The organism is Aquabacterium soli (assembly GCF_003933735.1).
GTDB classification, from domain to species: Bacteria; Pseudomonadota; Gammaproteobacteria; order Burkholderiales; family Burkholderiaceae_C; genus Aquabacterium; species Aquabacterium soli.
Window position 1 is genome coordinate 1 of sequence record NZ_RSED01000033.1, and the last position, 23,531, is coordinate 23,531.

Sequence of the window (23,531 nt, forward strand, 5' to 3'; positions counted from 1 at the left end):
CAGGTCGGGCTCGCAGTCGTAAAGCACCAGCACCTTGGCCGCACCACCTGTGCCAGCCTTGATGTCCTGGGCCACGTCCAGCTTGACTGGCGGCTTGGTGACCACGAAGCTGGCCTGCGCCAGGTCGATGCTCGCCGTGCCCACCTGCGCCGTCAGCACCGCCACCAGGGTCTTGTCCACCAGTGTGGCGTCCGTCGTCCAGCTCTGGGCACGGGCGATGGTCTGGCCACCAGGCAGTGCCAGCGGGCCGACCGTCAGCTTGGCGACTTCACGTTCGCCCGCCGGGTCGATGATGCGGATCATCAAGGGCAGCGCATCGAAGCCGCTGTTGCCCTTGTTGAGCACGCTCCACTGGATCGCGGCGGCGTCACCGGCCGATACCGGGCTGCCCACCACGCTCAGCGTGCCGCCCAGGCCGGCACCACTGGCCGCCGTGCTGGTCACGTCGAAGCCCGTGGCCGCGCTGGACAGCACCTGCCCGCCGGCATCGAGCACCGTCAAGGTGGCGCTGTAGCGACCAGCCGCGGCGTTGCCCAGAGCCACGCGGTAGCCCAGTTCCTTGACGCTGCCACCCACCAGTTGGGCCAGCGGCTGCGTGGTCTCCCACACGAGCGCGCCGCCCGGACCACGCACCGAGGTGCGTGCCACCAAGTCTTCCAGCACGGTGTTGCTCACTTCGTTGACCAGGCGGTCCGTCAGCGTCACCGTCTCGTTCGAGCCGTACGACACCTTGTCGCTCAGGATCTTCGTGCCCAGGCCCAGGTTCAGCGGTGCTGCCACCGAGAACATGGCTTCGCTCACGCTCACCTGCTGGCCTTGTGCATCCAGCAGTTGCGCCCTGACCTTGTAGCCTTCGCCGGCCAGCCATTGGGCCGTGTTCCACACGGCCGACAGGGCCTGCGTGCCGCTGACGGGCAACTGGCTTGCCTGGAACACACCCAGGTCGGCGATCTGCTGGCCATCGGGTGCATAGACTTTCAGTGCCACGGAGGCGTTCTGCACCAGCGCGGCGTTGTTCACCACGGAGGTCGAGATCAGCACGGGCGAGTCAGGGCCATAGCTGGCCTTGTCGGTGGCGATGGACGCCCCCAGGCCCGCGGTGGCCGTCACCGTCGGCACCGAGATGTCCAGGTCGACAGGCTGTTCGCTGAACGTGTTGTTGAAGGTCAGGAAAGCCCGGGTAGCGGCTGCCCGCACCTCGTTGGGCGTCAGGCCCGGCATCTCCAGGTCGAACTCCAGCGCCCGGCCTGCCGACGTCACACCGTCGAGCTTCCAGGTCAGGCGGCGCGCACCGCCGTCGAGTGCCGTGGAGGTGGTCGGCGTCAGCGAGAAGCCCGAGGCCTGTGCGTTGGCCGGCAGGTCCAGCGTCAGCACCGTGTCGATGCCACCCAGGCGGTCGAGCATCACCGGCAGCCAGATCTCGACCCAGGTCGAGGTCAGCAGCGGCACGGATGTCGCGATGCCGTTGGTTGACTGCCAGGTGCCATCCGCACGCTGCTGGGACAGCAGCAGTTCCACAGCCTTGCGCACTTCCGGCGATTCAGGCGACGGATTGAGCACATCCAGCGCGATGCCCACCATGGCGGTGACCATCGGATCGGAGGTGTTGTAAGCGCCTTGACGCCACACCCATCCACCATCAGTGCGCTGGCGACTTCGCAGCGTGGTCGCGATCTGGTTGATGGCCTGATCGACGGCTGCGGACTGTCCCGCGCCACCGTTGTAGGCCTTGACCTGCCCCAGACCATACAGCTGGAAGGCCAGATCGATGTTGGACGAGGTGTCGACCTGCGACCCGCTCAGCAACCAGCCCGCAGACTTTGCGATGCTGGCATCCAGCTGGGTCTTGAAGGCCGCCAGATCAACGGCATCCTTCTTGACTTCCATGATCTGGTTGCCCGCATTGACCAGCACGCGGCCATCGGGCATCTGGACCACGCCCAGAACGCGACCGGTGTACCAGCGCTCACCCACCCATTCGCTGTTGAAGAAGAACAGACCGGATTCGGTGGCCACCAAGAAACCGCCCTGGTAAGGGATGGAATCGAGCGGGCGCCCATCGGTCAGTGCGATGGGCACGTTGACCAGGCCCTGTTCGTTGAAGCGCACGAACCGGTAGCCGTTATGGCCATGGGCCAGGTAGGACCCATCCGCCAAACGGTTGAGCGTACCAGAGGAGGCAGAGAACAGGTCGCTGTCGAAGTAGGCGCTCTGAACGCCCGCCTCGGACAACTTGTAGATGGTACGGCCACCCCATGGGCTGACCATGAAACCGCCTTCGGGCAGTTCGATGGCATCCCAGCTGTCCAGTGTGGAGATGCGCCGCAGCGTGGTGCCATCAGCTTCCAGGATGTACACGCCATTGCGCGCCGCGATCAACAGCCGGTTGCCTGAGATCGGACGCGCACCCTGCACCGGGATGTTCGACAGCAACTCGGTTGAGGTGCCGTTCGGCGAGGCCTTCCAGATCTTCTGTGCGCCCTGGTGAGCGATGTACAGCGTGCCATCAGCGGCCGTCGACAGGCGCATGTCGCCGCCAGGCAGCGCGGGCAAGCCTGTAGTGACAGGCACCAGCTTGGGTACTTCGATGGGACGGGCTTCCGGCCCCGACACCCAGCGCGCCACGGCCGCGAGGCTGCCGGCGTTCAAGCCGGCATAAGGGGCCCTGGATTGCCACCACACGGACACGTGGTCAGGATTCCAGCCGCCCTGACTGTCCTGTACCCCCATCAGGTACTTGGACATCTTGTAGATCGACAGGCCGAGTTCCTTCTTGCCGTGCCATTCGCCCGTGGCCCACAGGCCCAGCGTGGTGTTGGTCACCTTGTAGGATGAACCCTGGTAAGGGATCGAGCCTTCGTCGATGATGTACTGCGTGACGCCGTTCATCAGCACCGAGCGCTTGAGCGGATCGAGCGGTTGCAGGAACTTCAGGTTGCGCTCACCACCCACGATGGCTTGCGTCTGCACGTGGCAGGCGTAGCACTTCAGATCGTTGAGGTAGTGGTTGTAGGCATAGTTGTCAGCGTAGTTCACCGCCTTGGTGATGGCGGCCTTGACCTGGGGCACCAGCGGATCGCTGATGGAGCCGTTGGCCACGTCCTGACCACGCACGTCGATGCTGGCGCGCACACGCTGGGTGCCCGTGGGCACGATCGTTTTGTCGACCTTGAAGGAGGCCGAGCCTGCATCGCCCACGTACAGCTTGCCCAGCAGGGTGCCGCGCGCCGGGTCGGACGATGTGAGCTCCAGGCGGTAGTCGCCCGATTCCGTCGGCGTCCACGTGCCGAAATCCAGGGCGCCCAGGCCATTGACCGCCATCGCGGGACCGCCCTGCGACGCGCTGAACACCTCGACATTGGTCTTGGTGTTGCGCACGCTCAGCTTGTAGCTGTCCGCGGCCAGTTCGACGTTGCCGCCGTTCTGCAGCCTGGCGGACAAGGCCACGGACGCCCCCGTGCCGGCACGCAGCACGGGCGGGTTGGCGCTCACCGAGCCGATGACGCGGGCGCTGGAGGTGATCGTGAAGGCTGCACTGCGCTCGGCCAGCACTTGGCCGTTGGGATTGGTCGTGCTCTGGCTGCCAGGTTCGAGCAGGCGCGCGACGAGCTTGTAGTTGCCGGCGGCGAACTGCCCGGAGTTCCACTTGAACTGGAACGAACGCTCTACCGAAGGCGGCAGCGTGATCGTGCCGAGCGGAATGCCGCCCACCGTGGCCACGCCCGATGCGACGGTCTTGTCCTGTGCATCACGCACCTGGTATTGCGCCACCAGTTGCACATCGCCACTGCCCGAGGCCACCACGGTGGCGGCGCCCACCAGATCGGCGTCGCCGCCGACACTGGCCGGCGCCAGCGAGAACTGGCTGACCGCTACACCCGAGCTGGACTGCACGGCCAGGTTGAAGGTGTAGCTCATGTCGGTCGGGCGCTCGCTCTGCAGCGTCACTGACTGGGAGTCGTAACCCACCGCCGAGGCGCGCAGCGTGACCTGGGTCGTGCCCGCATTGGCGATGGCATAGCCGCCATCGGCCGCGGTCTTGACCGACTGGGCCGCGCCGCCGATAACGGCCACGGTCGCGCCGCTGATCGGCGTGCCGTTGGTGTCCAGCACCTTGCCGCTCACGGCGCTGACCGAGCGGATGGCGCTCAACGCCACCACACCGGCATCGACGCGGGCCGCCGCCGTCAGCACGAAACGCTGCTCGACGGTGTTGAAACCCGTGAGGGTATAGCGCGCGGCGTAACTGCCCGGCGACAGGGTGTGCGTGAAACGTCCATCGGCCGCGGGCGTCACGGTCACCACCGCGTTGGTGGACAGGTTGGTCAGGCTCACGGCGGCGCTCGGCAGAGGCTGCCCGCCGGCGGCGTTGACCACCTGCCCGAAAAAGTCGCCCGTGGTCGCGGCGGGGTCTCCCACTTTCACCAGCACGGGAGAAAACACCAGCGTCTGGCCTGCGGCGATCGCGGCACTGCCGGAGGCCGTGGTGTAGCCGGCCACCGAGGCCGACAGGGTGATGTTGCCGACGGGCACAGAGCTGAATTCGAAGTGACCGCTGCTGTCGGTCTGGACGCTTTGCGAAGCGGCCCCCGACAGCGTCACCGTGACACCCGACAAGGCCGCGCCATTGGTCTGCGCCGTGACCAAGCCCTTCACGATGCCCGTGGTGGGATTGGGCTTGAGCGACGTCTGCCCCAGGTTGAGCGATTGCGACACGCCGACCGTGGCCGCCACCGTGCTGCCCTGATAGCCGGCACGGCTGAAACTGACGGTGTAGGAGCCCTGGGCCACACCCGCGATGCGGTAGGCACCCAGCGAGTCGGTGACTGCCGACAGGTTGCTGCCCGAGGTGTTGACGGTGACGCCTTCGACGCCGGCGCCAGAGTTGGCATCGATCACGACGCCGGAGATGCTGCCCGGCGCCGGAGCAGGGTTGGGGCGCGTGGTCAAAGCACGCAAGGCCACTGCCGTGATGTAGGGATCACCACCCCAACTGCCATTGGCCGCCTGCTTGGATTCGAGGAAGGCGGCGGCGGCAGAGCGCTGCCCGGCATCGCTGCTGACAGGCACCAGGGCCTGCACCACCCAGGCAGTGATCAGGGCATCGCCTTGCCAGCCCCCATCGCCGCCTTGCTGTGCGGCAAGGTATTGCGAGAGCTTGGCTACCGCCTGGCTGCTGCCGGCTTCCGTTCCCGTCTGCAAGGCCAGGCTGGCCAATGCACTGGCGTACAGGCGCTGGCCTGTGACCACACCGGCCGAGGGCGATGCCGCGGCCACGCCACCATCGGCGGCCACCTGCCCCGTCAAGTACTGACGCGCCTTGACCGCGACGGCCTCAGCGCCCTCACCGGCCTGCGCCAACGCCAACGCAGCCCAGGCCGTGTCCAGCACATGGCTTCTGTAGCCTTGGGCTCCGCCGAAACCGCCGTCGGTGTTCTGCCTTGCTTTGAGCTTGAGAATCAGCTGGGTGATGTCCTGGGCGCCCTGGGCCCCGACCAGCACGCGGCGCGCCAGGGTTTCGGTGTCCGGGTTGCCCGACAGGTCGGCGCTGTTGGCCACCGACTGGGCCAGGGGGCCCGGGAGGTTGCCCAGGGCCTTGAGCGTCTGCACCGTTTCAGCACGGGTCTGGACAGGGGTGCCCACAGCCGCGTCTTCGCCCATCACCAGGGTGGCCTGGACTTGCGACGACAACCAGTCGAGTGCTTTCTGAAGCGAGGGGCTCCACTGCCCTAGTGTGACCGCCGGGATCAGCAGACAAACGGCCACCAAGGCGGCCCGGAACGACAATGCCTTCTTCTGTGCCCCCATGAGGCCCCCCTGAATTGATTCACGCGATCATCTGTCGCGGTGTTTCACAGGCGGGAGGCTCATGCCAAAGCCACATCGGCTAGATGCCGATGGCCTCCCACTTGTTTGTAGTGGGGCGGATTCTAGGGAATTCGGCCGCAATGGCCTCCCCCTGAAAAGGTGGAAACTGCGCGGCGACAAGGAAATTGCTGCTTAAAACAACAGACCTTTGGCAACCAAGAATGCACAACCCCTGGGGGCTTTGGTAAGGTTCCTCAGCCAAGAAGGACCCCACGATGACTACGGTCCATGGTCGAGAGGATTGAGATCGTTATCCCTTGCCGCTCACAAGCGAGTCCCAAAGCACCAGCGCTAAAAATCTCCGGCGCCAGCCTGCGCGCCAGATGGAGGCTGCCCCCGCAAACCCAGAGTCTCTGCTTTTCCTACTGCAAGAAAAAAGCACCTAGCATTGCTGCTAAGTGCTCGAATTCATTGGCGCGCCCGGCTGGGATCGAACCAGCAACCCCTGCCTTCGGAGGGCTGGGCTACCACACCCACCAACACAAACTTGCACTATGAACACATAGGAGAGTTGTCTCAGTTTGTGTGGCATTTTGCCGGTATGATTTTCATACCTGCTTCATACCGTTCACACCTCGATGCCCGCAGTAAACCTCAAGACCGTTGATGCCAGAGCCAAGCTCAAGCCTCGGCGGGATCCGTACTTCACAACGATCCGCAAAGGCTGCTCCCTGGGCTTTCGAAAGATGAGCAGCAGCACTGAGGGGACATGGGTAGCCCGCTGCCGAGTGGAAACAACGGGGAAGCACACCTGGGGCACGTTGGGCGACTTTGCCGACCTGCGCCCCTCACTTCGATATGACGCGGCACTAGATGCCGCCGAAGCATGGTTCAAGCGCGCTGGCATGGGGCTGACCGAGGAAGTCAAGACCGTGAAGGACGCATGCGAGGCCTACATCAGCCACCTCAGGACCAGCGACGGCGGCCAAGAAACGCGAGAGCGCAAAGCCGACGAAGCACGCGCCCGCCTGAACCGCTGGGTCTACGCCCACCCCATCGCCAAGCTACAGCTTTCCAAGCTGAGCATGGGCGCCGTTGAGAAGTGGCGCAAGGAAACGGCCGCTGAGCCAGTGACGATCAACCCACACGCATCCGCCGAAAAGCAGCGCCAGCGCCCCCGCTCCCCCTCCACACTCAATCGAGATATGGCCACGCTGCGCGCCGCACTGAACTTTGCGCATACCCGTGGACACGTGGCCTCTGATGTGGCATGGCTGGGCGCTCTCAAGCCCATCAAAGGCGCAGACAAAGCCCGAAACATCTATCTGAGCAAGGATCAGCGACGGACCTTGCTGAGCAAGGCTGCTGCTGACCTGCGCAACTTCATTGAAGGCATGTGCCGCCTGCCACTTCGCCCCGGCGCTCTTGCTGCTCTTACTGTGGCCAATTTCGATAAGCGGCTAGGCGTACTCACCGTGGGCAAAGACAAGTCAGGCGCGGACCGCAAGTTGACGTTGCCCAAGGAAACAGCCGCGTTCCTCAAAAACCTCTGTGCAGGCAAGCTGCCTGCGGCTCCTGTCTTTGCCCGCGCCGATGGCAAGGCCTGGAACAAGGATGCATGGAAGAAGCCATTTAAGGCGGCGGCACTTCTGGCTGAGATCCCCGAGACTGCCACGGCATACAGCCTGCGTCATAGCACCATCACCGACCTCTGCATGACGCTGGATTTGCTGACCGTCGCCCACCTATCCGGCACCAGCACTGAAATGATTGACCGCCACTACGGGCACCTGCAGAAGGACCGAGCATCCGAAGCCTTGGCCATGCTGGCGCTGTAACTATCCCTTGAACTAAGCCACCCCCTTTATCCGCATATGAACAGCCACGACACCACTCTCAGCCGCCGCAACATGCGCACTCAGGCCCACAAGAATCAGCCGCAAAGGGCCTTTGACCTTGCTGCCATTCGATTTGATAAGGCAAATGGCAACCTGCTTGGAATCTCGGCCAACCTGCGATCCATATGGAAAGCACTCTTTCCCGAACTGAACGTTACGATGGAGCTAACGCGCCTCGAATGCTGGCTGCTCACTAACAAGCAACCCACGATGCTCGGACCATTCATTGAGGAACGCTTGATCACAATGGCGCGCCGTCAGAATCGGCATAGCCTAGCACTAGCCTAAACAACACCAACGCATCCACGAGTGCAAGTCATGCCACAACTGAAACCAAAAACCGTCATCCCGGATGAGGCAGAGGACGCGGCTATTACTGCCGAAGCCAACGCAGATCCGGACGCTCGACCGTTGACCGATTCGGAGTGGAGCGAGGTCAAAGAAAAGCTGCAATCCGGATCAGCCTCGCACCCCACAAACTCAACTAGTGGCGATTAGAGGCCAATTGCTGCCCAGTTGGGTTCTGTCCTCTCGCGCTTTGGCTTCCTGGGCAAGCTGCCCAGCCCCCCATAACAAACGATGAGCTGCTCGCGCAGCACCAAGGGCTCACGGAACGCGTTCAGCGTGTGGGGGATTCTGCGCTCTTTGAGCCACTTCACTTGCCGCGATTTTTGCGCCAGCCCAGTAATGGCCCGCAACTCAAGCTTGGTCAGGAGCGGCGGCGGGATCATCTTGGCCATTAAAGCCTCCAAGTCCAAGTTGCCGCATATGTAGCCGCAGTGCGGACAAAAAAGCGCCCTGTGAGAAATGGCGCCAGCGCACTCAGCGCAGTCAATTAAGGCCATGCCCGGACTCCCGCTCAAAGCTCAAGAGTTTGGCAGCGGGCATGGCTCCAGGGAATGATTCCCTCACAGGGAATCCGAGTACACGGCGGTTGCAATGTCACCGATTTGGTTGCCTTCGCCTGCCAGCAAACTTGCTCAGCTCATCCCACCATGATGGACAGCCAGCCGACTCTACAGAGCATGCCGCCAGCAGGGGCGGCATTCCCGGTGCCACCGCCGCCAGGTCTTTCGAGGTCAGCAAACGCAGCATCAAATACTTTGCTCCGGTACCCCATGCTTCCGTGGCGCGCTCAATCAAGGATGCTCGCGATTCGCCTAGCTTACCCCCCATGAACCCATGCCGATCCGATGCAACGCCTAGCATCTCGGGCTCACTGGCTGGAGGGCGGCCGTCTTGCGTATGTGCCGACAGGATGACGAACACAACAACTCCTTTCGGTGCGTCATCTATAGCCGCAGCCTCCAGGCGCTCAAGCCGAGCAAGAAGGCCGTCCCTCACTGCTTGGCCTCCAGTGCCGCAAGTCGGCGCTCCATTTCGTCCGCCTCGATCAGTTTGGCCAGCTTGGCAAGGGCATCCAGCATGCCGCCACCCTGCTCGGTCGAAAGCTGACCTGCCGACATGGCCTCGATGACGGCCCGCCCCTTTTCAGCCAGGCCGTCGCCAGGCATCGCAACAGCTTGAGAAAACTCAACAGCCTTGAGTGGAGCCACGGTTCTCTCAAGAAGCAAGCGAGCCGCTCCCGTGTCGCCCTCCAGGGCTCTTGCCTCTAGCGCCTCGATGATCCTGGGCAAGTTGGCCGACATGGCGGCGCGCACCCGCGCCACCTCCCCTGATCCGGCCGGCCGGCCCTTGGGATTGCCTGACCTGCCCGGCTTGAATCGCCCGCCTCCCTCTTGGCTCATTGCAGCAAGCTCCAGGCCTTGGGTTGGCCATGAGCGCATCCAATGGCGCCGACGTTGCGCAATAGCCCCAACATGGCCTCGGACAGCCGTTGACGCTCGCGCAGTGGGGCAACGGGTGCACGCGCAGCCAGAAGGGCGGCGGCGGCACACAGCACCTTTAGATCATCCAGCGGGATCGACCCCGCATTGCATTCGATGGCATTAGTCATCTGTTTTTCTCCTGCTCTATCAGGTGGGGTTTTCAGTGAAGACCATGCGCAGGCCGTTGCGGGCTTGCATCTGGAACATGGCGGTGAAATCACCAGACGCACCAGCGTCGATGACCTCACCGAGACGGATCAGATAGACCAAGACTGGCTCCCCTGGCCGGCGACACTCGCCCAGGAAACCAACCGCTGCAACCTCCAGCGCGGCACTGAGCTGCGCGGCCTTCACTAGGCCGTTTGCACACGCCTGGGCGCCGCGTTGTTCGGCGGCCTGCTCGCGCCCACTGGAGACCATTGAATCGACGGACGCAAGTGCAGAGCGAGTGAATTGAAGCTGGCTGGCGCTGCTTGCGTGAGCCGCATGGAACGCGGCCCTGAACGCCCGAAAATCCTTCATCGTGACTTCACGCATGCGCTTACCTCACGTTGAGGGCAGATGGCGACAGGCCCAGGCCTGCATCGAAGCCGGCCACGCTGGCGAACGGTCGGGCGGCCTCCCGCGCCTGATGGAACGTCACGGCCTGCGCGACCTTGCGGCCATCCACGTTGATCTGCGTGCTGACCTGCACCGGAGCCTGCGCCTTGGTGGCCACAGGGTTTAGCCGGGCTTGGGCCTCGGGCGTCAGCTTCACGCCCTCGTGGTGCTTGGCGTTCCAAAGGTCTTTCAGCGCGAAGCCCAGGCGGCCGACCTGCCACGCACCCCAAGCGCCACCGGCATATGCGCCCATCCGGCCCATAGCCGCCCCACCGAATCCAGCGCCGGCCGACACCATCGCCAGCCTGATGGAGCCGACGGCAGAAGTTACCAATGCAGCGACGCCGCCAATGATGGACAGCCCCGACAGTGCAGCAACAGTCGCGGCCAAGCCCTTGACTGTTCCTTGGTGGTTATTCGCCCAATCGGCCATCGACATCAGGGCCGGCGCCAGCTTGGTCAAGCCATCAACGATCATCGGCAGGTAGGCCGTGCCGACGATGGCTTTCAGGTTGCGCATGGCTGCGTGGTAGGCCTGCTCGGCGCCCTCAGGCGTCTTTTTGTAGAGGTCGTAAGCCTCGGCGTAGGACTTCGACTTGTCGAAGATGGCCGCATCTTTCTGGGCCTTGCCCTTGTTGAGGATGAACCAACCCAGGAAGTCGCCTGTGTTGCGGTTGGTGTTGCGGGCGATCAGCTCGGCAATCTCTTCGTTCGACAGGTTCATGCCAAACCGCTGTTTGATGGCAGGCGTGAGCACATCCCAGATGAACTGATCCGGTCGGCTCGAATACTGGCCCACCAGTTCCTCGGACAAGCCCTTGCCGGACTTGTTGAGCATCCCCAAGTCACCGAAGAACTTGGCGGTCTTGCCGCTCATGGTCCCGCCAGCCAGCGACATGAACGAGGTCATCATGGCGGTGGCCGCCGTGCTGCCTGTCTTCGCCTGCATGTAGGCCGCGAAGGGTCCATACAGGAAGTCAGGCGATGCCAGGCTGTACGCCATCTTGCCGGTTTGCGATGCGGCGAAGTAGTCGGAGGGGTTGACCTTGCCGCCCGAGCCCACATAGACCTGCGACATGCGCGACAGCTCGCCATTGAAGGCGTTCGGGTCGGACAGCACCTTGCCGCCCCGGTGCTCGATGGCCTTCACGGCGTTGTAGACCAGGCCATCACCTGCATGCTCGCCGTTCTGGATCTGCGCGACCTTCACGAACTTGGCCAGCAGGGGCGCGTATTCCGTGGCGTGATGCAGATCACCGAAGGCCGTGTGCAGGTCTTGCACCAAGCCGATGTTGTCGGCGATGGCTGTTCCCAGCACCTTCTGGGATGTGGTGTAGGCCGTGCCAAAGGCCTCTTGATTCTCTTTCGCGGACAGGTTCAGCGTCAGGAACTTTGCTTTGGCCTGTTCCAGCTTCTTGGCTTCCTCGTAGGGGCCTTTGAGAACAGCCCCGAGGCCAACGCCAACAGCCGTCAGGGCGCCGCCGATCAGCGCGCCCTTTTTCAGCTCCAGCCACTTACGCTCGAAGCCGGCAAGCCGCAATTCAGCGCTTTCGATTTGCCGGTTCAAGTGATTGAAGTGGCCAATCATCGAGGTCAGGCCCGTCGAGACATTGCCAAGCAACGTCAGGCGGACACCGACCGAATAAGCTTCAAACATTCAATAGTTCTCCTTGCCCGCATCGAAGCAGGCAGCTTGTGTTGTGGTTGAGTCAGCGGCCATTGCTAGCTGCCTCGTAGTCATTCACCCATGCAGACTCATCCGCTGCCATCAAGACATGGCTGTTCTGTATTGGGCTGTTCTGTTCTTTACTAAGACCCACCATGGGCACCACATGCCCCCCCTTCTGGGGTGCCTTGTGGGGTAGCTTGGTGGGTGCCTCGGCCTCTCGCTTCTTCTTCGCCTTCTCGGCTCCAGCCTTGCCGCCCTCAGACATGCGTTGTTTGCGCAGGTCTAGTTCGTGCCGATATGCATCCAGCTCGGGACAGGTAAGGTGGAAGCCGCAAGCCGACTGCAGGAACATCCACATGACACCAGGCAGACAGGTGACCACTTCCTCGGCAGTCAAGCCAAGGTATTTAGCCAACTTAACCGGGTCAGCAGGGACGCGGCCATTCACCCAGCACTCATTGCGCATGGTTCCCAACAGCCCGCGCTCAGCGAGTGTGGCCATGCGGTATTCGGCGAGCGCCAGCATGTTGGCCGCGTATTCCTGAAACGCGGGCGCACTGCGGTTCTGCGCCATCGCGTCAGGCCTCGTGCCCCACCAACTCCAACACTGCCCGGGCTTTCGCCTGTGCGTGTTCGCTGGTAATGGCGTATTGCCCCACCTCAACGGTGCGTCCGTCGCGGTCCATCTGCTTGCGATAGCTGGTGGTGATGTCTACGCCCCGAGCGCGCTTAACACGCATCACGAGGTCGGGCAGATTGATCGCCCCCACCGTGCGCTCTAGCTCCAGCCGGTCGATGGGCTGGCCTTCCGCGCCAAGCAGTTGACGCAGCAATCGGGCCACACGGGGGTTTCGGCGCGCAGTTGCTCCCGACCCGGTACAGCCGTTGTTCGAACCATTCATGGGCGCCCCCTTAAGCCGCTTGGGCGTCCAGCCAATCGAGCACACTGCCAGCGGACCAGCGCACACACCGAGGGGACAGGCGAATCTGAGCAGGAAACCCGCCAACAGCCATGCGCGCATAGATGGCGTTCCGCGACAAGCCGGTAATAGCCGAAACCGTATCGACCTTCAACAGCGTGCCACGGTGGTGCTGAGCCGCCTGAATTTGCTGGGCGACGACCGATGCCATGGCCGCCTTCTTTGTGCTGGAGGGAGTAGTTTGGTGGATGCTTGGGATCAACTGAGTCATTCCTTTGTAAGACGAAAGAACGCTCAGGCCTAGTAAATGACACCGTTTTGGGTGTATAGTCCCTTCAAGTAAGCGCTGGAACCGCCAAGAACCGCACTCACCAGGGCAAGGCCCGAACAACAACGCCATGAGCTGCAATAGCAACTCGTGGCGGTTGTCATTGTATTTGCATTTGTCGGAGGCTCCTAGGTTGCACTCTCTTCCCCAGAGAACGATCCTAGCGAGATGGCTTCCGCCCGCCAGTTGATGCCCTAGGCATAGCGCGCAAGTGCCCATTCGGCGTAGCGCGTAAACTCCCCCCTATCACAACATCCGAACCGTCGGCTTTGCCTGCATTCGGATTGATAGGCATAGGACATGGCGACAACACTTCAAGCCCCTCCAATTCAAGCGGGGCAGATCATTCAGATAGAAACGCAACGACTAGTCTTCGATGACGAGAACCCGCGCTTCTATCGGCTGAACGATGCCTCGTCTGTCGATGCTGTAGTAGCCGAAATGCTGGACGATGAAAGCGTTCAAGACCTGATGCTTTCCATCGGCAGCAAGGGCTACTTTCCTGGGGAACCCTTGCTAGTCGCCAAGCGAGGCGAAGATGCCTACATCGTTGTGGAAGGCAATCGACGCTTGGCCGCCACAAAGCTGCTGAACGGCCAGATTGAACCACCGGCTCGTCGTGCAGGTTTAGTCAGGCAAATTCGAGACGGGGCCATTGCAACACCTCCGACTAGCTTGCCCTGCATCGTCTATGAAGACCGCCGCGACGTTCTCCGATATCTCGGCTATCGACACATCACTGGCGTTAAGCAGTGGGATTCGCTTTCCAAGGCAAAGTACCTTGCTCAGCTGAAAGACGCCTTTCATTCAGAGCTAGACCGGCCCGCGCAACTGAAGGCTCTAGCAGATGACATTGGCAGCCGCCCGGACTACGTAGCTCAACTTTTAACGGCGCTACAGCTATACACAAAAGCCGCAGAAAACAGGCCAGCATTCTTTGGCCTTCCAGTCCGCCCAGAGGACGTCGAATTCTCTTACATCACGACCGCGCTCAACTATAGAAACATAGTTGATTGGCTTGGCCTTGAAAGCAAGGGCGATTTTGAAATGCCCGAACTAAAGGCTGATGAACTGAAAAAGGCCTTCGGCTGGATGTTTTCCAAGGATGCCTTGGGACGCACCGTGCTTGGCGAGTCTCGACGCCTATCCATGCTCGCGGACGTGGTCAAGAGCCCCACGGCTATCGCGAAGCTTGAAGAAAATAGCAATCTTGATGAAGCGTATCTATATACCGATGGGCCAAACGCCGCATTAGACAAGTCCATTGAGCAGGCACTAGAAAAGGTCAAGGTCGTCTGGGACATGCTCGGGCAAATTCAGGAGCTGACACAGCAGCATTTAGCACAAGCAGAGACACTTTTTGAGCGCGCCAAGGACGTAAGAAATGCGCTGCGAAGCAAGCTTGAAGACTAAAAAATGTTTGAAAATCTAGATGGCGTCCCCAACAGCGCGGACTCTTTTTTATGGGCGGACTTTGCCGAACTTCGGGCTGTCCTACATCCCGATAAAGCATTTTCTAGAGGCGATTTGGCTTCTATTGCCACTAGGTCCACAGACATCGGAAGGACCATGGAAGGCGAAAATGCAGAAGACGCAGAAGATATCGAAGCGGAGCCACTAAGAAAGCCAAAATTCAACTATGAGTCCAAGTGGAAAGACATCATAGACTTTATCGAGACTCGCTCCAATCGCATCGGGGCAGCATATCCATTTGAAGTTAGCGAAGACCGGGACACCATTCAGTTGGTTGCGGATCGCTCAACATGGGGAAGAAGGACTTATTTAGCTTTGCTACTTGCGGCCTCTCTAAGGCATATCAAGAGAACTCGCCATCATGAGCTTACTCGGGCCTTTGAAGAAACATGCCTAGCAGTATTTGAGAAGCTAATGCCTATTGGTGCTGAGATCCGGGCCACTTGGGCTGCCGGAGGTGCGGAGGCCCCATATAGAGGTACGCTGTATCAGAAGATGCTTTTGGTTGCCAATGATCTACGAGTAAAACCAAATTTTGAAGAGGATGACTTCAAGGCAAATGACACCGGCGACGGTGGAATAGACCTCTTGGCTTGGCACCCAATGAGCGATGAACAGCCTGGGATACCTATCGCTTTCGCTCAGTGCGGTTGCTCCAGAGACGACTGGCGCTTCAAGCAACTAGAAGCATCCCCTGCGAAGCACTATTCACACCTGCCTGTGCAGCATCCGTGGGCAACGTATTACTTCATGCCGCTTGATCTGCGCAAATCAAATGGCCGATGGGCATATGCCTCGGACATCGGTCAGGCCATTATTGTTGATCGCCTGCGGCTTATTAGATTGATGGAACAATACAACCTAGCAGCCAATGCACCCGCACCACAAATTTTGGACGACGCATTGGCTGCCGCAATTGCTTAATCAGTCCCAAATATCAGGCAAAGCCTCTGCCACCGCTTGAAATAAAGGCGGCGGAACAGCATTCCCAACGACCGTATACCTCATCAAAAGCGATCCTGCATCGGTATCTGGGAAAACTAGGTTAGGAGCAAATCCTTGGAGGCGAGCAGCCTCTCTATATGAAAATCGCCTGGCCAGCCCCTCGTCGGCAAACTTCCATACGTTGTGCTCAACCTTTTCCATGACTGGACTCATAGGGTGCAACGGCATATGTCGAGGATTGGCCACTATTGTCTTTGAAGGCTGCCCCCAATCCCTGCGCCGATCACGAGACATGTAATACCAATGGAACTCGCGCTCGTAAAACTCACCTTCGGGCCATTCTGGTAAATCACCAATAGCGTCTCGAATTGAGAAAAAATCATTATCCGTATCGGGACCGTGCGTCGGCACAGGAAATTTATACCTTCTACGGATCGTTTTCTTGATCCCAACAATAAATATTCTTTTCCGCTCTTGAGCTACTCCGTAGCTAGCGGCATTCAGGACACTGGTTTTCACATCATAACCAGCTTCTGAAAAAACCTTGATCTGGTCCTTTAGCAAATGCTCATAATTTGCCCGAACCATCCCAGACACATTCTCCACAATGAATGCCTTGGGCTTTATGGCTTTTAATGCACGGGCAAACTCCAAATAGAGTTTGTTGATTCTTCGTGATGGTTCACGGACCCCCCCTTGGCTAAACCCTTGGCACGGATAGCAACCCACGAGCAATTCCGCCTTAGGAAAGGCAGTAATCTCACTGACGCTACCAAGTCGATAGTCAGTCTCAGGATGATTAGCCAAGTAGACATCTCTGGCATAGGGAAGGATGTCGTTTGCCATAACTACATCGAACCCGGCAGCGATGACTCCGGCATCGGATCCACCACAACCAGAAAAGAGCGAGACAGCACGCGGCATCTAGAGTCCTCCGAACAGCGCATTCTAACGAGGGACTAGGTCTTCCAATGGCGAGTAGCCCACAGCTCGGCTCAATGGAGAGCTAACGCCGACGCCACCAGGTTTCCAGCCACCTCAAAGGTGCGGCCATGAGGGGCGTTTTTCATACAATTTTCATACCCCTCAGAAAAAAAGCACCTACCCACGAAGGCAAGTGCTTGATTTCATTGGCGTTTCTTGGCGCGCCCGGCTGGGATCGAACCAGCAACCCCTGCCTTCGGAGGGCAGTACTCTATCCATTGAGCTACGGGCGCGTAAGCAGCGATTCTAGCAGTGCGCCCCCGCCCTCCCCTCAAAGCGCAGCTTTCTTGCGCTGTATTAATGAGTTCGTCTTTATGGGAGAACCCTCGGCTGAACACTGTGTTGCCGCACGGGGCCCACTCCTATAATGAAAAAGACCGTCCCTCTTCCATGCCCCTTCCACCGAGGACTCCATGAGCCAAGAGCCCCACGCTTCCCACGAAGGCCCGATCAAGACCCCCAAGCAGTTGGTCGTGGCCGTTGTGCTGGCCTTTGTCTTGCCTATCCTGATCATCGTGCTGCTCGTCAGCTACGTGAACTCCGCCAGCAAGGCGTCCGCCGGCAGCACCGCGCTGAGCCCTGAGGCCACGGCGCAGCGCATCATGCCGGTGGCCGCGGTGCAGATCAAGGTGGCCGCCGCCAATGCGGGCGCCGCCACGGGCGAAGAGGTCTTCAAGGGCCAATGCGCCGCCTGCCACGAGGCCGGCACCTTGGGTGCGCCCAAGTTCGGCGATGCCGCCGCCTGGACAGCGCGCATCAGCCAGGGCGTCGAAGCCCTGTACCACGCCGCCCTCAAGGGCAAGAACGCCATGCCGCCCCAGGGCGGTGGTGATTTCAACGACGACGAGATCAAGCGCGCGGTGGTCTACATGGCCAACGCAGGCGGCGCCAAGTTCACGGCACCACCGGTGGTGGCGGCCGCGGCCAGTGGCGCGGATGCCGCGGCCAGTGCCGCTTCGGCACCCTGATCACTCCACCGGGGTTGTCCGGCTTCAAGTCGCGGGCGCCGTCTGGGGTTGTGGCGGTTTGGCCGGGGCCTCGGGCTTGAGCAGGTAGCCATACCGCCCAGGCAGGCTGTCGAACGCCACCTCCTGTGGCGTCCAGCCCTGCGCCTCGACGGCGTCCACGGCCACGACCATGTCCATCGAGCGCACCACGCCCAGCCCGACATCGGTGGCCAGGAACAGGCGGCCCTGCTCGTCCAGCAGGGTGTGTTCCACACGCGTCACTTCCTGGCCGGTGTGGGTCTCGATCCGGAAGCCGCCGCCCTCCTTCGCCTGGATGCCCAGCACCCAGGGGGCTGCCTCCAAGGCCACGTAGACGCGCTGCGGGCCGTTCTGGAAGAACCAGGCGCCGCGCTCGTCCGCGTCGTAGTTGCGCTGTATGAAGTCCTTGAGCTTGTCGTGCACGATGCGGCTGCCCTTGACCTGCGGGAAGGGGCCTGCCTGCTGCACCTGCGCGTCGCGCAGGTACCAGTCGCCACGCGCATCCAGCGCCAGCCAGTCGTAGTTGTGGGGCACATTGGGCCACTTCTTCAGCGCGGCCTTGACGATCTCATCCATCGCTGTCTCCTTGTTCTTGAACCGGTCCAGCTCAATCCAGGTGCTGCGCCAGCCACGCGCCGACCGCCTGGGGCAGATCGCCCACATGCCCCGGCCAGGCCCCGCCGGGAAAGCCCACGTGCCCGCCCTCATCGGGCTGCCACAAGGTGACCCAGCTGCTGACCTGCCCTGGCGTGGGCAGGCTGTGTCCGGGAATGAACGGGTCGTTGCGGGCGTTGAGCACCAGCGCCGGCACGCCCACCAGACCGCCCAGCCTGGGGCCGGCCGAGCACTGGGCCCAGTAATCCTCGGCATCGGCAAAGCCGAACACCTTGGCCGTCACTGCATTGTCGTAGTCGTACAGATCCCGTGCCTTTCGCAGGGCTTGCGCGTCGTACAGGCCGGGGTGGCGCTCCAGCTTGGCCAGGGCCTTGGGCTTCATGGTCGACAGGAACATGCGCGTGTAGACCAGCCGGTTGAAGCCCTGGCGGATGGTATGGCCCGCGGCGGTCAAATCCAGCGGGGCCGAGATGGCGGCCACGGCGCGCACCTGGTGGCGGCCTTCGTGCCCGGCCTCCTGGGCCCAGCGCAGCAGCACATTGCCACCCAGCGACACGCCGGCCGCCAGGCGAGGGCCGTGCGGGTGGGCCTGTGCGAAGCGATCCAGGATCCAGCCGGCTTCTTCATAGTCGCCGCTGTGATAGGCCCGGGGGGCCAGATTGAGCTCACCCGAACATCCTCTGAAATGCGGCACGGCGCATCCCCAGCCCTGCCCGCGCGCCCAATGCCCGAAGGCCTGTGCATAGTGGCTGCGCGACGATCCCTCCAGGCCATGGAACAGGATCAGCAGCGGCGATTGGGGGGTGGGCGGCTCGGCCAGCCAGTCCACGTCGATGAAATCATCATCCGGTGTGGTCCAGCGCTCGCGACGGCCCTTGAGGCGCGGCACGGGCTCATGCCAGTGCCGCGAGAACACGGCCGGCCACAGCGTCTGCACGTTGCCACCCACCGGGCCAGGGGCCCGCAGCCATCGGGGAGCGCGCCAGGACTGCATCAGCGGAGGGCAAGCAGCCGCGTCAGTGCAGCACGGACGAGGATTCGATCAAATCCTGCAGCTCATCCTGCTGGCCAGGGCTGGCGTGGTGCAGCGCCAGGCGCCAGCCGTGCGCCGTGCGCAGGTAGACATTGCTGGCCAGCACATAGGCGGTCTTGAGGCCGTCGGTCGTCATGGCCTGCACGCGCTCGAGCACGTGGTGCACCTCGCAGCCCGGGCCCTCGATGCTGCGCACCTGCGCCAGCGTGACGTGCACGCCGCCATTGGTGAACACGGATTCGAAGGCCGCGCGGATGGCCACGTGGCCGACCAGGCGCGGGCCGCCCGGGTGCACGCAGGCCACGTCTTCATCGTCGGCCCACAGGCTCATCAGGCGGTCGAGATCGCCCTGCTGCATGGCCTCGTAGAACGCAGCCTCGGTGTCGTCGGCCGTGGCCATCAGCGCGGCCTGGGCCACTTTTTGCGATCGGGAATCAGCCATCTGCCTGCACCTCTTGTCACGCGCCGGATCACCGGCTCAGCGGAAGACCACGGTCTTGTGACCGTTCATGAGCACGCGGTGCTCGGTGTGCCACTTCACGGCACGGGCCAGCACGATGCATTCCACGTCACGGCCCACGGCGGTGAAATCCTCGGGGCTGAGCGTGTGGTCCACGCGCTGCACGTCCTGCTCGATGATCGGGCCTTCGTCCAGGTCGGCCGTCACGTAGTGGGCCGTGGCGCCGATCAGCTTCACGCCGCGGTCGTGCGCCTGGTAGTAGGGCTTGGCGCCCTTGAAGCTGGGCAGGAAGCTGTGGTGGATGTTGATGGCCCGGCCTTTGAGGAAGCTGCAGAACTCTGGGCTGAGGATCTGCATGTAGCGGGCCAGCACGACCAGGTCGGTGCCGGTCTGCTCGACCAGGGCCTCGACCTGGCGCTCCTGCTCGCGCTTGGCCTCGGCATTGGAGCCGGTGGGCAGGGGCAGGTGGTGAAAGGGGATGCCGTAGCTGGCGGCCAGCTCGGCGTAATCCGGGTGGTTGGAGACGATGGCCGGCACCTCGATGGGCAGCCAGCCCGAGCGCACGCGGAACAGCAGGTCGTTGAGGCAGTGGCCATGCTTGCTGACCATCACCAGCACGCGGGGCTTGGCACCCAGGCCGCGGATCTGCGCCTCCATCTTGAACTGGGCCCGCACATGGCTGAAGAGCTTGTCGAGCGTGGCGGCATCGGCCAGGTGCTCGGGCGCCTCGAAATGCACGCGCATGAAGAACAGGCCCGTGCTGTCGTCGCACTGCACGTCGCCGAACTGCTGCGAGTCGATGATGTTGCAGCCGGCCTGGTACAGCAGGCCCGACACGGCGTGGACGATGCCCTTGGTGTCGGCGCACGACAGGGTGAGGACGAATTCGCGGGGGTTGCTCATGGTGCCGCCATTGTAGGTGCCCATAGAATGACCCGACATCGAACTACCCGGGAGGGCAGGATGAAGGATTCCGCGGCATTGGCCGACATGCTGAGTCGGGTCGCCATGGGCGATCGTGTGGCATTCGACACGCTTTACCGGCACAGCAGTGCGCATCTGCTGGGCGTGATCCTGCGTATACAGCACAACAGGGCCCAGGCCGAGGACGTGCTGCAAGAGGTGTACGTCAACGTCTGGCGGGCCGCGCAGAGCTTCAACCCGGCACTCAGCCAGGCCTCCACCTGGCTGGTGAGCATTGCACGCCACCGTGCCATCGACAGTCTGCGCCGCCGCCAGTCGCGGGTGCAGACCGTGAGCACCACCTCGGGGGGCCACGATGAGGACGACGACCATGATTTGCTGGACCACATTGCAGACGGCGGCCCCGGCCCCGACGAACTGCTTGAGCAGAGCGCCCAGGCCAGGGCGCTGCGCGAGTGCATGGACCAGCTGTCGGCCCGCCAGCAGCACAGCCTGGCCCTGGCGTACTACCAGGGCCTGTCGCACGCCGAGGTGGCCGACCAGTTGGGCGAGCCCCTGGGCACGGTCAAGAGCTGGGTGCGGCGCGGATTGCAGTCGCTCAAGGGCTGTCTGGAGCGGGCCTCGCAGGCCCTGAGGTAAACCATGGACTACAGCCGCACCCCGCTGGCGGACCGATTGGCCGCCGATTACGTGCTCGGCACCCTCCGGGGTGCCGCGCGTCGCCGCTTCGAAACCCTCATTCCCGCCCACCCCAGCCTGCGCAGCGCCGTGCAGGGCTGGCAGAGCCGCCTGGGTGTGCTCTCGGCCGATGTGACCCCGGTGGAGCCGTCTGCCGAGGTGTGGGCCCGCATCCAGAAGCGCCTGTTCAGCGACCTGGTCGCTGCACCCGCACGGTGGTGGCAACGCCTGGGCGTGTGGCAGGGCTGGGCCGCCACGGCCACCGTGGCCGCGCTGGCATTGGGCCTGCTGCTGAGCCAGCCGGTGCCCACACAGCCGCCCATCGTGGTGGTGATGAACACCCCGGATCCGGCCCAGGCCGGCGCCGCGCCCCAGTTCGTGGCCAGTGTCAGCGGAGACGGGCGCAGCCTGGTGCTCAAACCGCTCGCCGGCACCCCGGTGACCGCGCAGCAGGCGTTGGAACTGTGGGCACTGCCTCCCAAGGGTGCGCCGCGCTCGCTGGGCGTTGTGGCGGTCGACAAGACCACCACGGTGGTGCGCGCCGCCTTGCTGCAGGACACGATGGGCTTCGCGCTCACGGTGGAGCCCCCGGGCGGTTCACCGGACGGCAAGCCCACCGGACCAGTGGTGTCGCTGGGCAAATTGCAACTTTGAGCGCGGTGGTGACATCTGCGGATGCATCCGATCCGAATCCTGACGCGTAGATGAACAGACGGACCCCAGCCACTTGGCGGGTCCGTTCACATCCACCTTGAAGGAGATCAACATGCGCCCACTCGTCCTGTCCCTGATCGTTCTGCCCACGGCCCTGATCACCGCCTGCGCCTCGCACCACCCCGCCCACCAAAAGGTCGACAACGCCGGCCTGCCCGAGGCGGTGCGCGTGCCGGCGGGCCACACCCAGGCCTGGCACACCACCACCTCGGCCGGTGAGATCACCTACGAATGCCGTGCCAAGAAGGACATGGCCGACCAGTTCGAATGGGCCTTCGTGGGCCCCGTCGCCACGCTCAACGCGGGCGGCAAGGCGGTGGGCAAGTACTACGCCGGCCCGACCTGGGAAGCCAACGACGGCTCCAAGGTGACAGGCAAGCAGGTGGCCGTGTCGCCCGCCGCACCCGGCGCCATTCCCCTGCAGCTGGTCAAGACCAATCCGGCCGAAGGCGCTGGCGCCCTGGTGGGCGTGAGCTACATCCAGCGCCTGAACACCCAGGGCGGTGTCGCCCCCGCCCTGCCCTGCGGCACGGCGCAGAAGGGCCAGCGCCAGGTGGTGAGCTACCAGGCCGACTACGTGTTCTACAAGCCGGCCATGTAAGCCGGCGCCATCAAGACACCCATGAAAAAAGGGCCGCATCGCTGCGGCCCTTTTCATTGGCGTTGACGCCGGGTGTCGAAGCGGCCGAAGCCGCCTCGAGCAGGCATTTACATGCCCATGCCACCCATGCCGCCCATGCCACCCATGTCGTGGCCACCGCCTGCGGGCGCGTCGTCCTTGGGGGACTCGGCGACCATGCACTCGGTCGTCAGCATCAGCGAGGACACGGAAGCAGCGTTCTGCAGGGCCGTGCGGGTGACCTTCGTGGGATCCAGGATGCCCATTTCGATCATGTCACCGTAGGTGCCGTTGGCGGCGTTGTAGCCGTAGGTGCCCTTGCCGCCCAGCACGGCGTTGACCACCACGGAGGGCTCGTCACCGGCGTTGGCCACGATTTCGCGCAGCGGGGCTTCGATGGCGCGCAGGATCAGCTTGATGCCGGCGTCTTGATCGGGGTTGTCGCCCTTGATCTCGCCAGCAGCCTGCTTGGCACGCAGCAGGGCCACGCCGCCGCCAGGCACCACGCCTTCTTCAACGGCGGCACGGGTGGCGTGCAGCGCGTCTTCCACGCGGGCCTTCTTTTCCTTCATCTCGACTTCGGTGGCAGCACCAACCTTGATCACGGCCACGCCGCCGGCNTTGCAGCTTCTCGCGGTCGTAGTCGGAGGTGGCTTCTTCGATCTGGATGCGGATCTGCTTGACGCGCGATTCGATGCCAGCGGCTTCACCAGCGCCATCGATGATGATGGTGTTTTCCTTGCCCACTTCCACGCGCTTGGCCTGGCCCAGGTCGGCCAGGGTGACCTTCTCGAGCGACAGACCGACTTCTTCGGCGATGACCTTGCCGCCCGTCAGGATGGCGATGTCTTCCAGCATGGCCTTGCGGCGGTCGCCGAAGCCAGGGGCCTTCACAGCCACGACCTTCAGGATGCCGCGGATGGTGTTGACCACCAGCGTCGCCAGGGCTTCGCCTTCGACTTCTTCGGCGATGATCAGCAGCGGACGGCCAGCCTTGGCGACCTGCTCCAGCGTGGGCAGCAGGTCACGGATGTTGGACACCTTCTTG

Annotated in this window: 21 protein-coding genes, 1 tRNA gene and 1 pseudogene; 7 read left to right on the forward strand and 16 right to left on the reverse strand. The window is 62.6% G+C overall.

What is annotated here, in order from left to right:
- Positions 1–5,691: carboxypeptidase regulatory-like domain-containing protein (locus EIP75_RS22850; protein WP_125245512.1), on the reverse strand; the 5,691-nt coding region annotated here is incomplete at its 3' end.
- Positions 5,692–6,554: 863 nt separating this feature from the next.
- Here EIP75_RS22850 and EIP75_RS22860 point away from each other — a divergent pair.
- Positions 6,555–7,646, forward strand: coding sequence for a tyrosine-type recombinase/integrase (locus EIP75_RS22860; protein ID WP_233585009.1), 1,092 nt, complete (start codon positions 6,555–6,557; stop codon positions 7,644–7,646).
- A 554-nt stretch (positions 7,647–8,200) separates the two neighbouring features.
- Here the strand turns inward: EIP75_RS22860 and EIP75_RS22865 are convergent.
- The 8 genes from EIP75_RS22865 to EIP75_RS22900 form a co-directional block, all read right to left on the reverse strand.
- Positions 8,201–8,446 (reverse strand): DUF4224 domain-containing protein, encoded by a 246-nt coding sequence (locus tag EIP75_RS22865; RefSeq protein ID WP_158622965.1) that lies wholly within the window; start codon positions 8,444–8,446, stop codon positions 8,201–8,203.
- A 600-nt stretch (positions 8,447–9,046) separates the two neighbouring features.
- On the reverse strand, positions 9,047–9,454 hold the full coding sequence (locus tag EIP75_RS22870) for a DUF5681 domain-containing protein (RefSeq protein ID WP_125245515.1): 408 nt from the start codon (positions 9,452–9,454) through the stop codon (positions 9,047–9,049).
- Positions 9,451–9,663, reverse strand: a complete 213-nt coding sequence (locus EIP75_RS22875; RefSeq protein WP_125245516.1) for a hypothetical protein — start codon at positions 9,661–9,663, stop codon at positions 9,451–9,453. The genes EIP75_RS22870 and EIP75_RS22875 overlap by 4 nt, the downstream gene beginning before the upstream one ends.
- 19 nt (positions 9,664–9,682) lie before the next feature.
- Positions 9,683–10,072 (reverse strand): hypothetical protein, encoded by a 390-nt coding sequence (locus tag EIP75_RS22880; protein ID WP_125245517.1) that lies wholly within the window; start codon positions 10,070–10,072, stop codon positions 9,683–9,685.
- Between the two features lie 4 nt (positions 10,073–10,076).
- The gene (locus EIP75_RS22885; RefSeq protein ID WP_125245518.1) at positions 10,077–11,792 is read right to left on the reverse strand and encodes a phage tail tape measure protein; all 1,716 of its coding nucleotides are present in this window, start codon (positions 11,790–11,792) and stop codon (positions 10,077–10,079) included.
- A gap of 52 nt (positions 11,793–11,844) precedes the next feature.
- The gene (locus EIP75_RS22890; RefSeq protein ID WP_125245519.1) at positions 11,845–12,378 is read right to left on the reverse strand and encodes a hypothetical protein; all 534 of its coding nucleotides are present in this window, start codon (positions 12,376–12,378) and stop codon (positions 11,845–11,847) included.
- Positions 12,379–12,382: 4 nt separating this feature from the next.
- Entirely contained in the window at positions 12,383–12,706 is a 324-nt protein-coding gene (locus EIP75_RS22895; RefSeq protein ID WP_125245520.1) for a hypothetical protein, read from the reverse strand.
- Positions 12,707–12,716: 10 nt separating this feature from the next.
- Positions 12,717–12,935 (reverse strand): helix-turn-helix transcriptional regulator, encoded by a 219-nt coding sequence (locus EIP75_RS22900; RefSeq protein ID WP_125245521.1) that lies wholly within the window; start codon positions 12,933–12,935, stop codon positions 12,717–12,719.
- Between the two features lie 417 nt (positions 12,936–13,352).
- On the opposite strand from EIP75_RS22900, the gene EIP75_RS22905 reads away from it, so the two are divergent.
- Together EIP75_RS22905 and EIP75_RS22910 are read left to right on the forward strand one after the other, a co-directional pair.
- Positions 13,353–14,465, forward strand: coding sequence for a ParB N-terminal domain-containing protein (locus EIP75_RS22905; RefSeq protein ID WP_125245522.1), 1,113 nt, complete (start codon positions 13,353–13,355; stop codon positions 14,463–14,465).
- Positions 14,466–14,468: 3 nt separating this feature from the next.
- Positions 14,469–15,449: a hypothetical protein gene (locus EIP75_RS22910; RefSeq protein WP_125245523.1), complete on the forward strand. Its 981-nt coding sequence runs from the start codon at positions 14,469–14,471 to the stop codon at positions 15,447–15,449.
- On the opposite strand, the gene EIP75_RS22915 is transcribed toward EIP75_RS22910, so the two are convergent.
- Together EIP75_RS22915 and EIP75_RS22920 are read right to left on the reverse strand one after the other, a co-directional pair.
- The gene (locus EIP75_RS22915; RefSeq protein WP_125245524.1) at positions 15,450–16,394 is read right to left on the reverse strand and encodes a DNA cytosine methyltransferase; all 945 of its coding nucleotides are present in this window, start codon (positions 16,392–16,394) and stop codon (positions 15,450–15,452) included.
- A gap of 217 nt (positions 16,395–16,611) precedes the next feature.
- A tRNA-Arg gene (locus tag EIP75_RS22920) sits at positions 16,612–16,687 on the reverse strand.
- 180 nt (positions 16,688–16,867) lie between these two features.
- On the opposite strand from EIP75_RS22920, the gene EIP75_RS22925 reads away from it, so the two are divergent.
- Positions 16,868–17,422, forward strand: a complete 555-nt coding sequence (locus EIP75_RS22925) for a c-type cytochrome (protein ID WP_125245525.1) — start codon at positions 16,868–16,870, stop codon at positions 17,420–17,422.
- Positions 17,423–17,446: 24 nt separating this feature from the next.
- Here the strand turns inward: EIP75_RS22925 and EIP75_RS22930 are convergent, their stop codons facing one another.
- The 4 genes from EIP75_RS22930 to purU are packed head-to-tail and all read right to left on the reverse strand — an operon-like array spanning position 17,447 to position 20,451.
- Entirely contained in the window at positions 17,447–18,016 is a 570-nt protein-coding gene (locus tag EIP75_RS22930; protein ID WP_125245526.1) for a DUF2946 family protein, read from the reverse strand.
- Positions 18,017–18,047: 31 nt separating this feature from the next.
- Positions 18,048–19,049: a YheT family hydrolase gene (locus tag EIP75_RS22935; RefSeq protein ID WP_125245527.1), complete on the reverse strand. Its 1,002-nt coding sequence runs from the start codon at positions 19,047–19,049 to the stop codon at positions 18,048–18,050.
- A 22-nt stretch (positions 19,050–19,071) separates the two neighbouring features.
- Entirely contained in the window at positions 19,072–19,530 is a 459-nt protein-coding gene (locus tag EIP75_RS22940) for a YybH family protein (RefSeq protein ID WP_233585010.1), read from the reverse strand.
- Between the two features lie 36 nt (positions 19,531–19,566).
- The gene (gene purU / locus EIP75_RS22945) at positions 19,567–20,451 is read right to left on the reverse strand and encodes a formyltetrahydrofolate deformylase (protein ID WP_125245528.1); all 885 of its coding nucleotides are present in this window, start codon (positions 20,449–20,451) and stop codon (positions 19,567–19,569) included.
- Between the two features lie 60 nt (positions 20,452–20,511).
- Between purU and EIP75_RS22950 the strand changes: the two genes are divergently transcribed.
- The 3 genes from EIP75_RS22950 (at position 20,512) to EIP75_RS22960 (ending at position 22,465) form a co-directional block, all read left to right on the forward strand.
- Positions 20,512–21,111 carry an RNA polymerase sigma factor gene (locus EIP75_RS22950; RefSeq protein ID WP_125245529.1) on the forward strand — a complete coding sequence of 200 codons (600 nt, stop codon included), beginning with the start codon at positions 20,512–20,514 and terminating at the stop codon, positions 21,109–21,111.
- Positions 21,112–21,114: 3 nt separating this feature from the next.
- Entirely contained in the window at positions 21,115–21,804 is a 690-nt protein-coding gene (locus tag EIP75_RS22955; protein ID WP_125245530.1) for an anti-sigma factor, read from the forward strand.
- A 112-nt stretch (positions 21,805–21,916) separates the two neighbouring features.
- Entirely contained in the window at positions 21,917–22,465 is a 549-nt protein-coding gene (locus EIP75_RS22960; protein ID WP_125245531.1) for a DUF3455 domain-containing protein, read from the forward strand.
- 107 nt (positions 22,466–22,572) lie between these two features.
- Here the strand turns inward: EIP75_RS22960 and groEL are convergent.
- Positions 22,573–23,531 (reverse strand): annotated as a pseudogene (groEL, locus tag EIP75_RS22965) (chaperonin GroEL); the annotation flags it as partial.

What these genes read in the sequence shown, in the direction of transcription:
- EIP75_RS22860 (WP_233585009.1), top strand. Translation starts at nt 6,555, where the DNA reads ATGAGCAGCAGCACTGAGGGGACATGGGTAGCCCGCTGCCGAGTGGAA.
- EIP75_RS22865 (WP_158622965.1), bottom strand. Translation starts at nt 8,446, where the DNA reads ATGGCCAAGATGATCCCGCCGCCGCTCCTGACCAAGCTTGAGTTGCGG.
- EIP75_RS22870 (WP_125245515.1), bottom strand. Translation starts at nt 9,454, where the DNA reads ATGAGCCAAGAGGGAGGCGGGCGATTCAAGCCGGGCAGGTCAGGCAAT.
- EIP75_RS22875 (WP_125245516.1), bottom strand. Translation starts at nt 9,663, where the DNA reads ATGACTAATGCCATCGAATGCAATGCGGGGTCGATCCCGCTGGATGAT.
- EIP75_RS22880 (WP_125245517.1), bottom strand. Translation starts at nt 10,072, where the DNA reads ATGCGTGAAGTCACGATGAAGGATTTTCGGGCGTTCAGGGCCGCGTTC.
- EIP75_RS22885 (WP_125245518.1), bottom strand. Translation starts at nt 11,792, where the DNA reads ATGTTTGAAGCTTATTCGGTCGGTGTCCGCCTGACGTTGCTTGGCAAT.
- EIP75_RS22890 (WP_125245519.1), bottom strand. Translation starts at nt 12,378, where the DNA reads ATGGCGCAGAACCGCAGTGCGCCCGCGTTTCAGGAATACGCGGCCAAC.
- EIP75_RS22895 (WP_125245520.1), bottom strand. Translation starts at nt 12,706, where the DNA reads ATGAATGGTTCGAACAACGGCTGTACCGGGTCGGGAGCAACTGCGCGC.
- EIP75_RS22900 (WP_125245521.1), bottom strand. Translation starts at nt 12,935, where the DNA reads ATGGCATCGGTCGTCGCCCAGCAAATTCAGGCGGCTCAGCACCACCGT.
- EIP75_RS22905 (WP_125245522.1), top strand. Translation starts at nt 13,353, where the DNA reads ATGGCGACAACACTTCAAGCCCCTCCAATTCAAGCGGGGCAGATCATT.
- EIP75_RS22910 (WP_125245523.1), top strand. Translation starts at nt 14,469, where the DNA reads ATGTTTGAAAATCTAGATGGCGTCCCCAACAGCGCGGACTCTTTTTTA.
- EIP75_RS22915 (WP_125245524.1), bottom strand. Translation starts at nt 16,394, where the DNA reads ATGCCGCGTGCTGTCTCGCTCTTTTCTGGTTGTGGTGGATCCGATGCC.
- EIP75_RS22925 (WP_125245525.1), top strand. Translation starts at nt 16,868, where the DNA reads ATGAGCCAAGAGCCCCACGCTTCCCACGAAGGCCCGATCAAGACCCCC.
- EIP75_RS22930 (WP_125245526.1), bottom strand. Translation starts at nt 18,016, where the DNA reads ATGGATGAGATCGTCAAGGCCGCGCTGAAGAAGTGGCCCAATGTGCCC.
- EIP75_RS22935 (WP_125245527.1), bottom strand. Translation starts at nt 19,049, where the DNA reads ATGCAGTCCTGGCGCGCTCCCCGATGGCTGCGGGCCCCTGGCCCGGTG.
- EIP75_RS22940 (WP_233585010.1), bottom strand. Translation starts at nt 19,530, where the DNA reads ATGGCTGATTCCCGATCGCAAAAAGTGGCCCAGGCCGCGCTGATGGCC.
- purU (WP_125245528.1), bottom strand. Translation starts at nt 20,451, where the DNA reads ATGAGCAACCCCCGCGAATTCGTCCTCACCCTGTCGTGCGCCGACACC.
- EIP75_RS22950 (WP_125245529.1), top strand. Translation starts at nt 20,512, where the DNA reads ATGAAGGATTCCGCGGCATTGGCCGACATGCTGAGTCGGGTCGCCATG.
- EIP75_RS22955 (WP_125245530.1), top strand. Translation starts at nt 21,115, where the DNA reads ATGGACTACAGCCGCACCCCGCTGGCGGACCGATTGGCCGCCGATTAC.
- EIP75_RS22960 (WP_125245531.1), top strand. Translation starts at nt 21,917, where the DNA reads ATGCGCCCACTCGTCCTGTCCCTGATCGTTCTGCCCACGGCCCTGATC.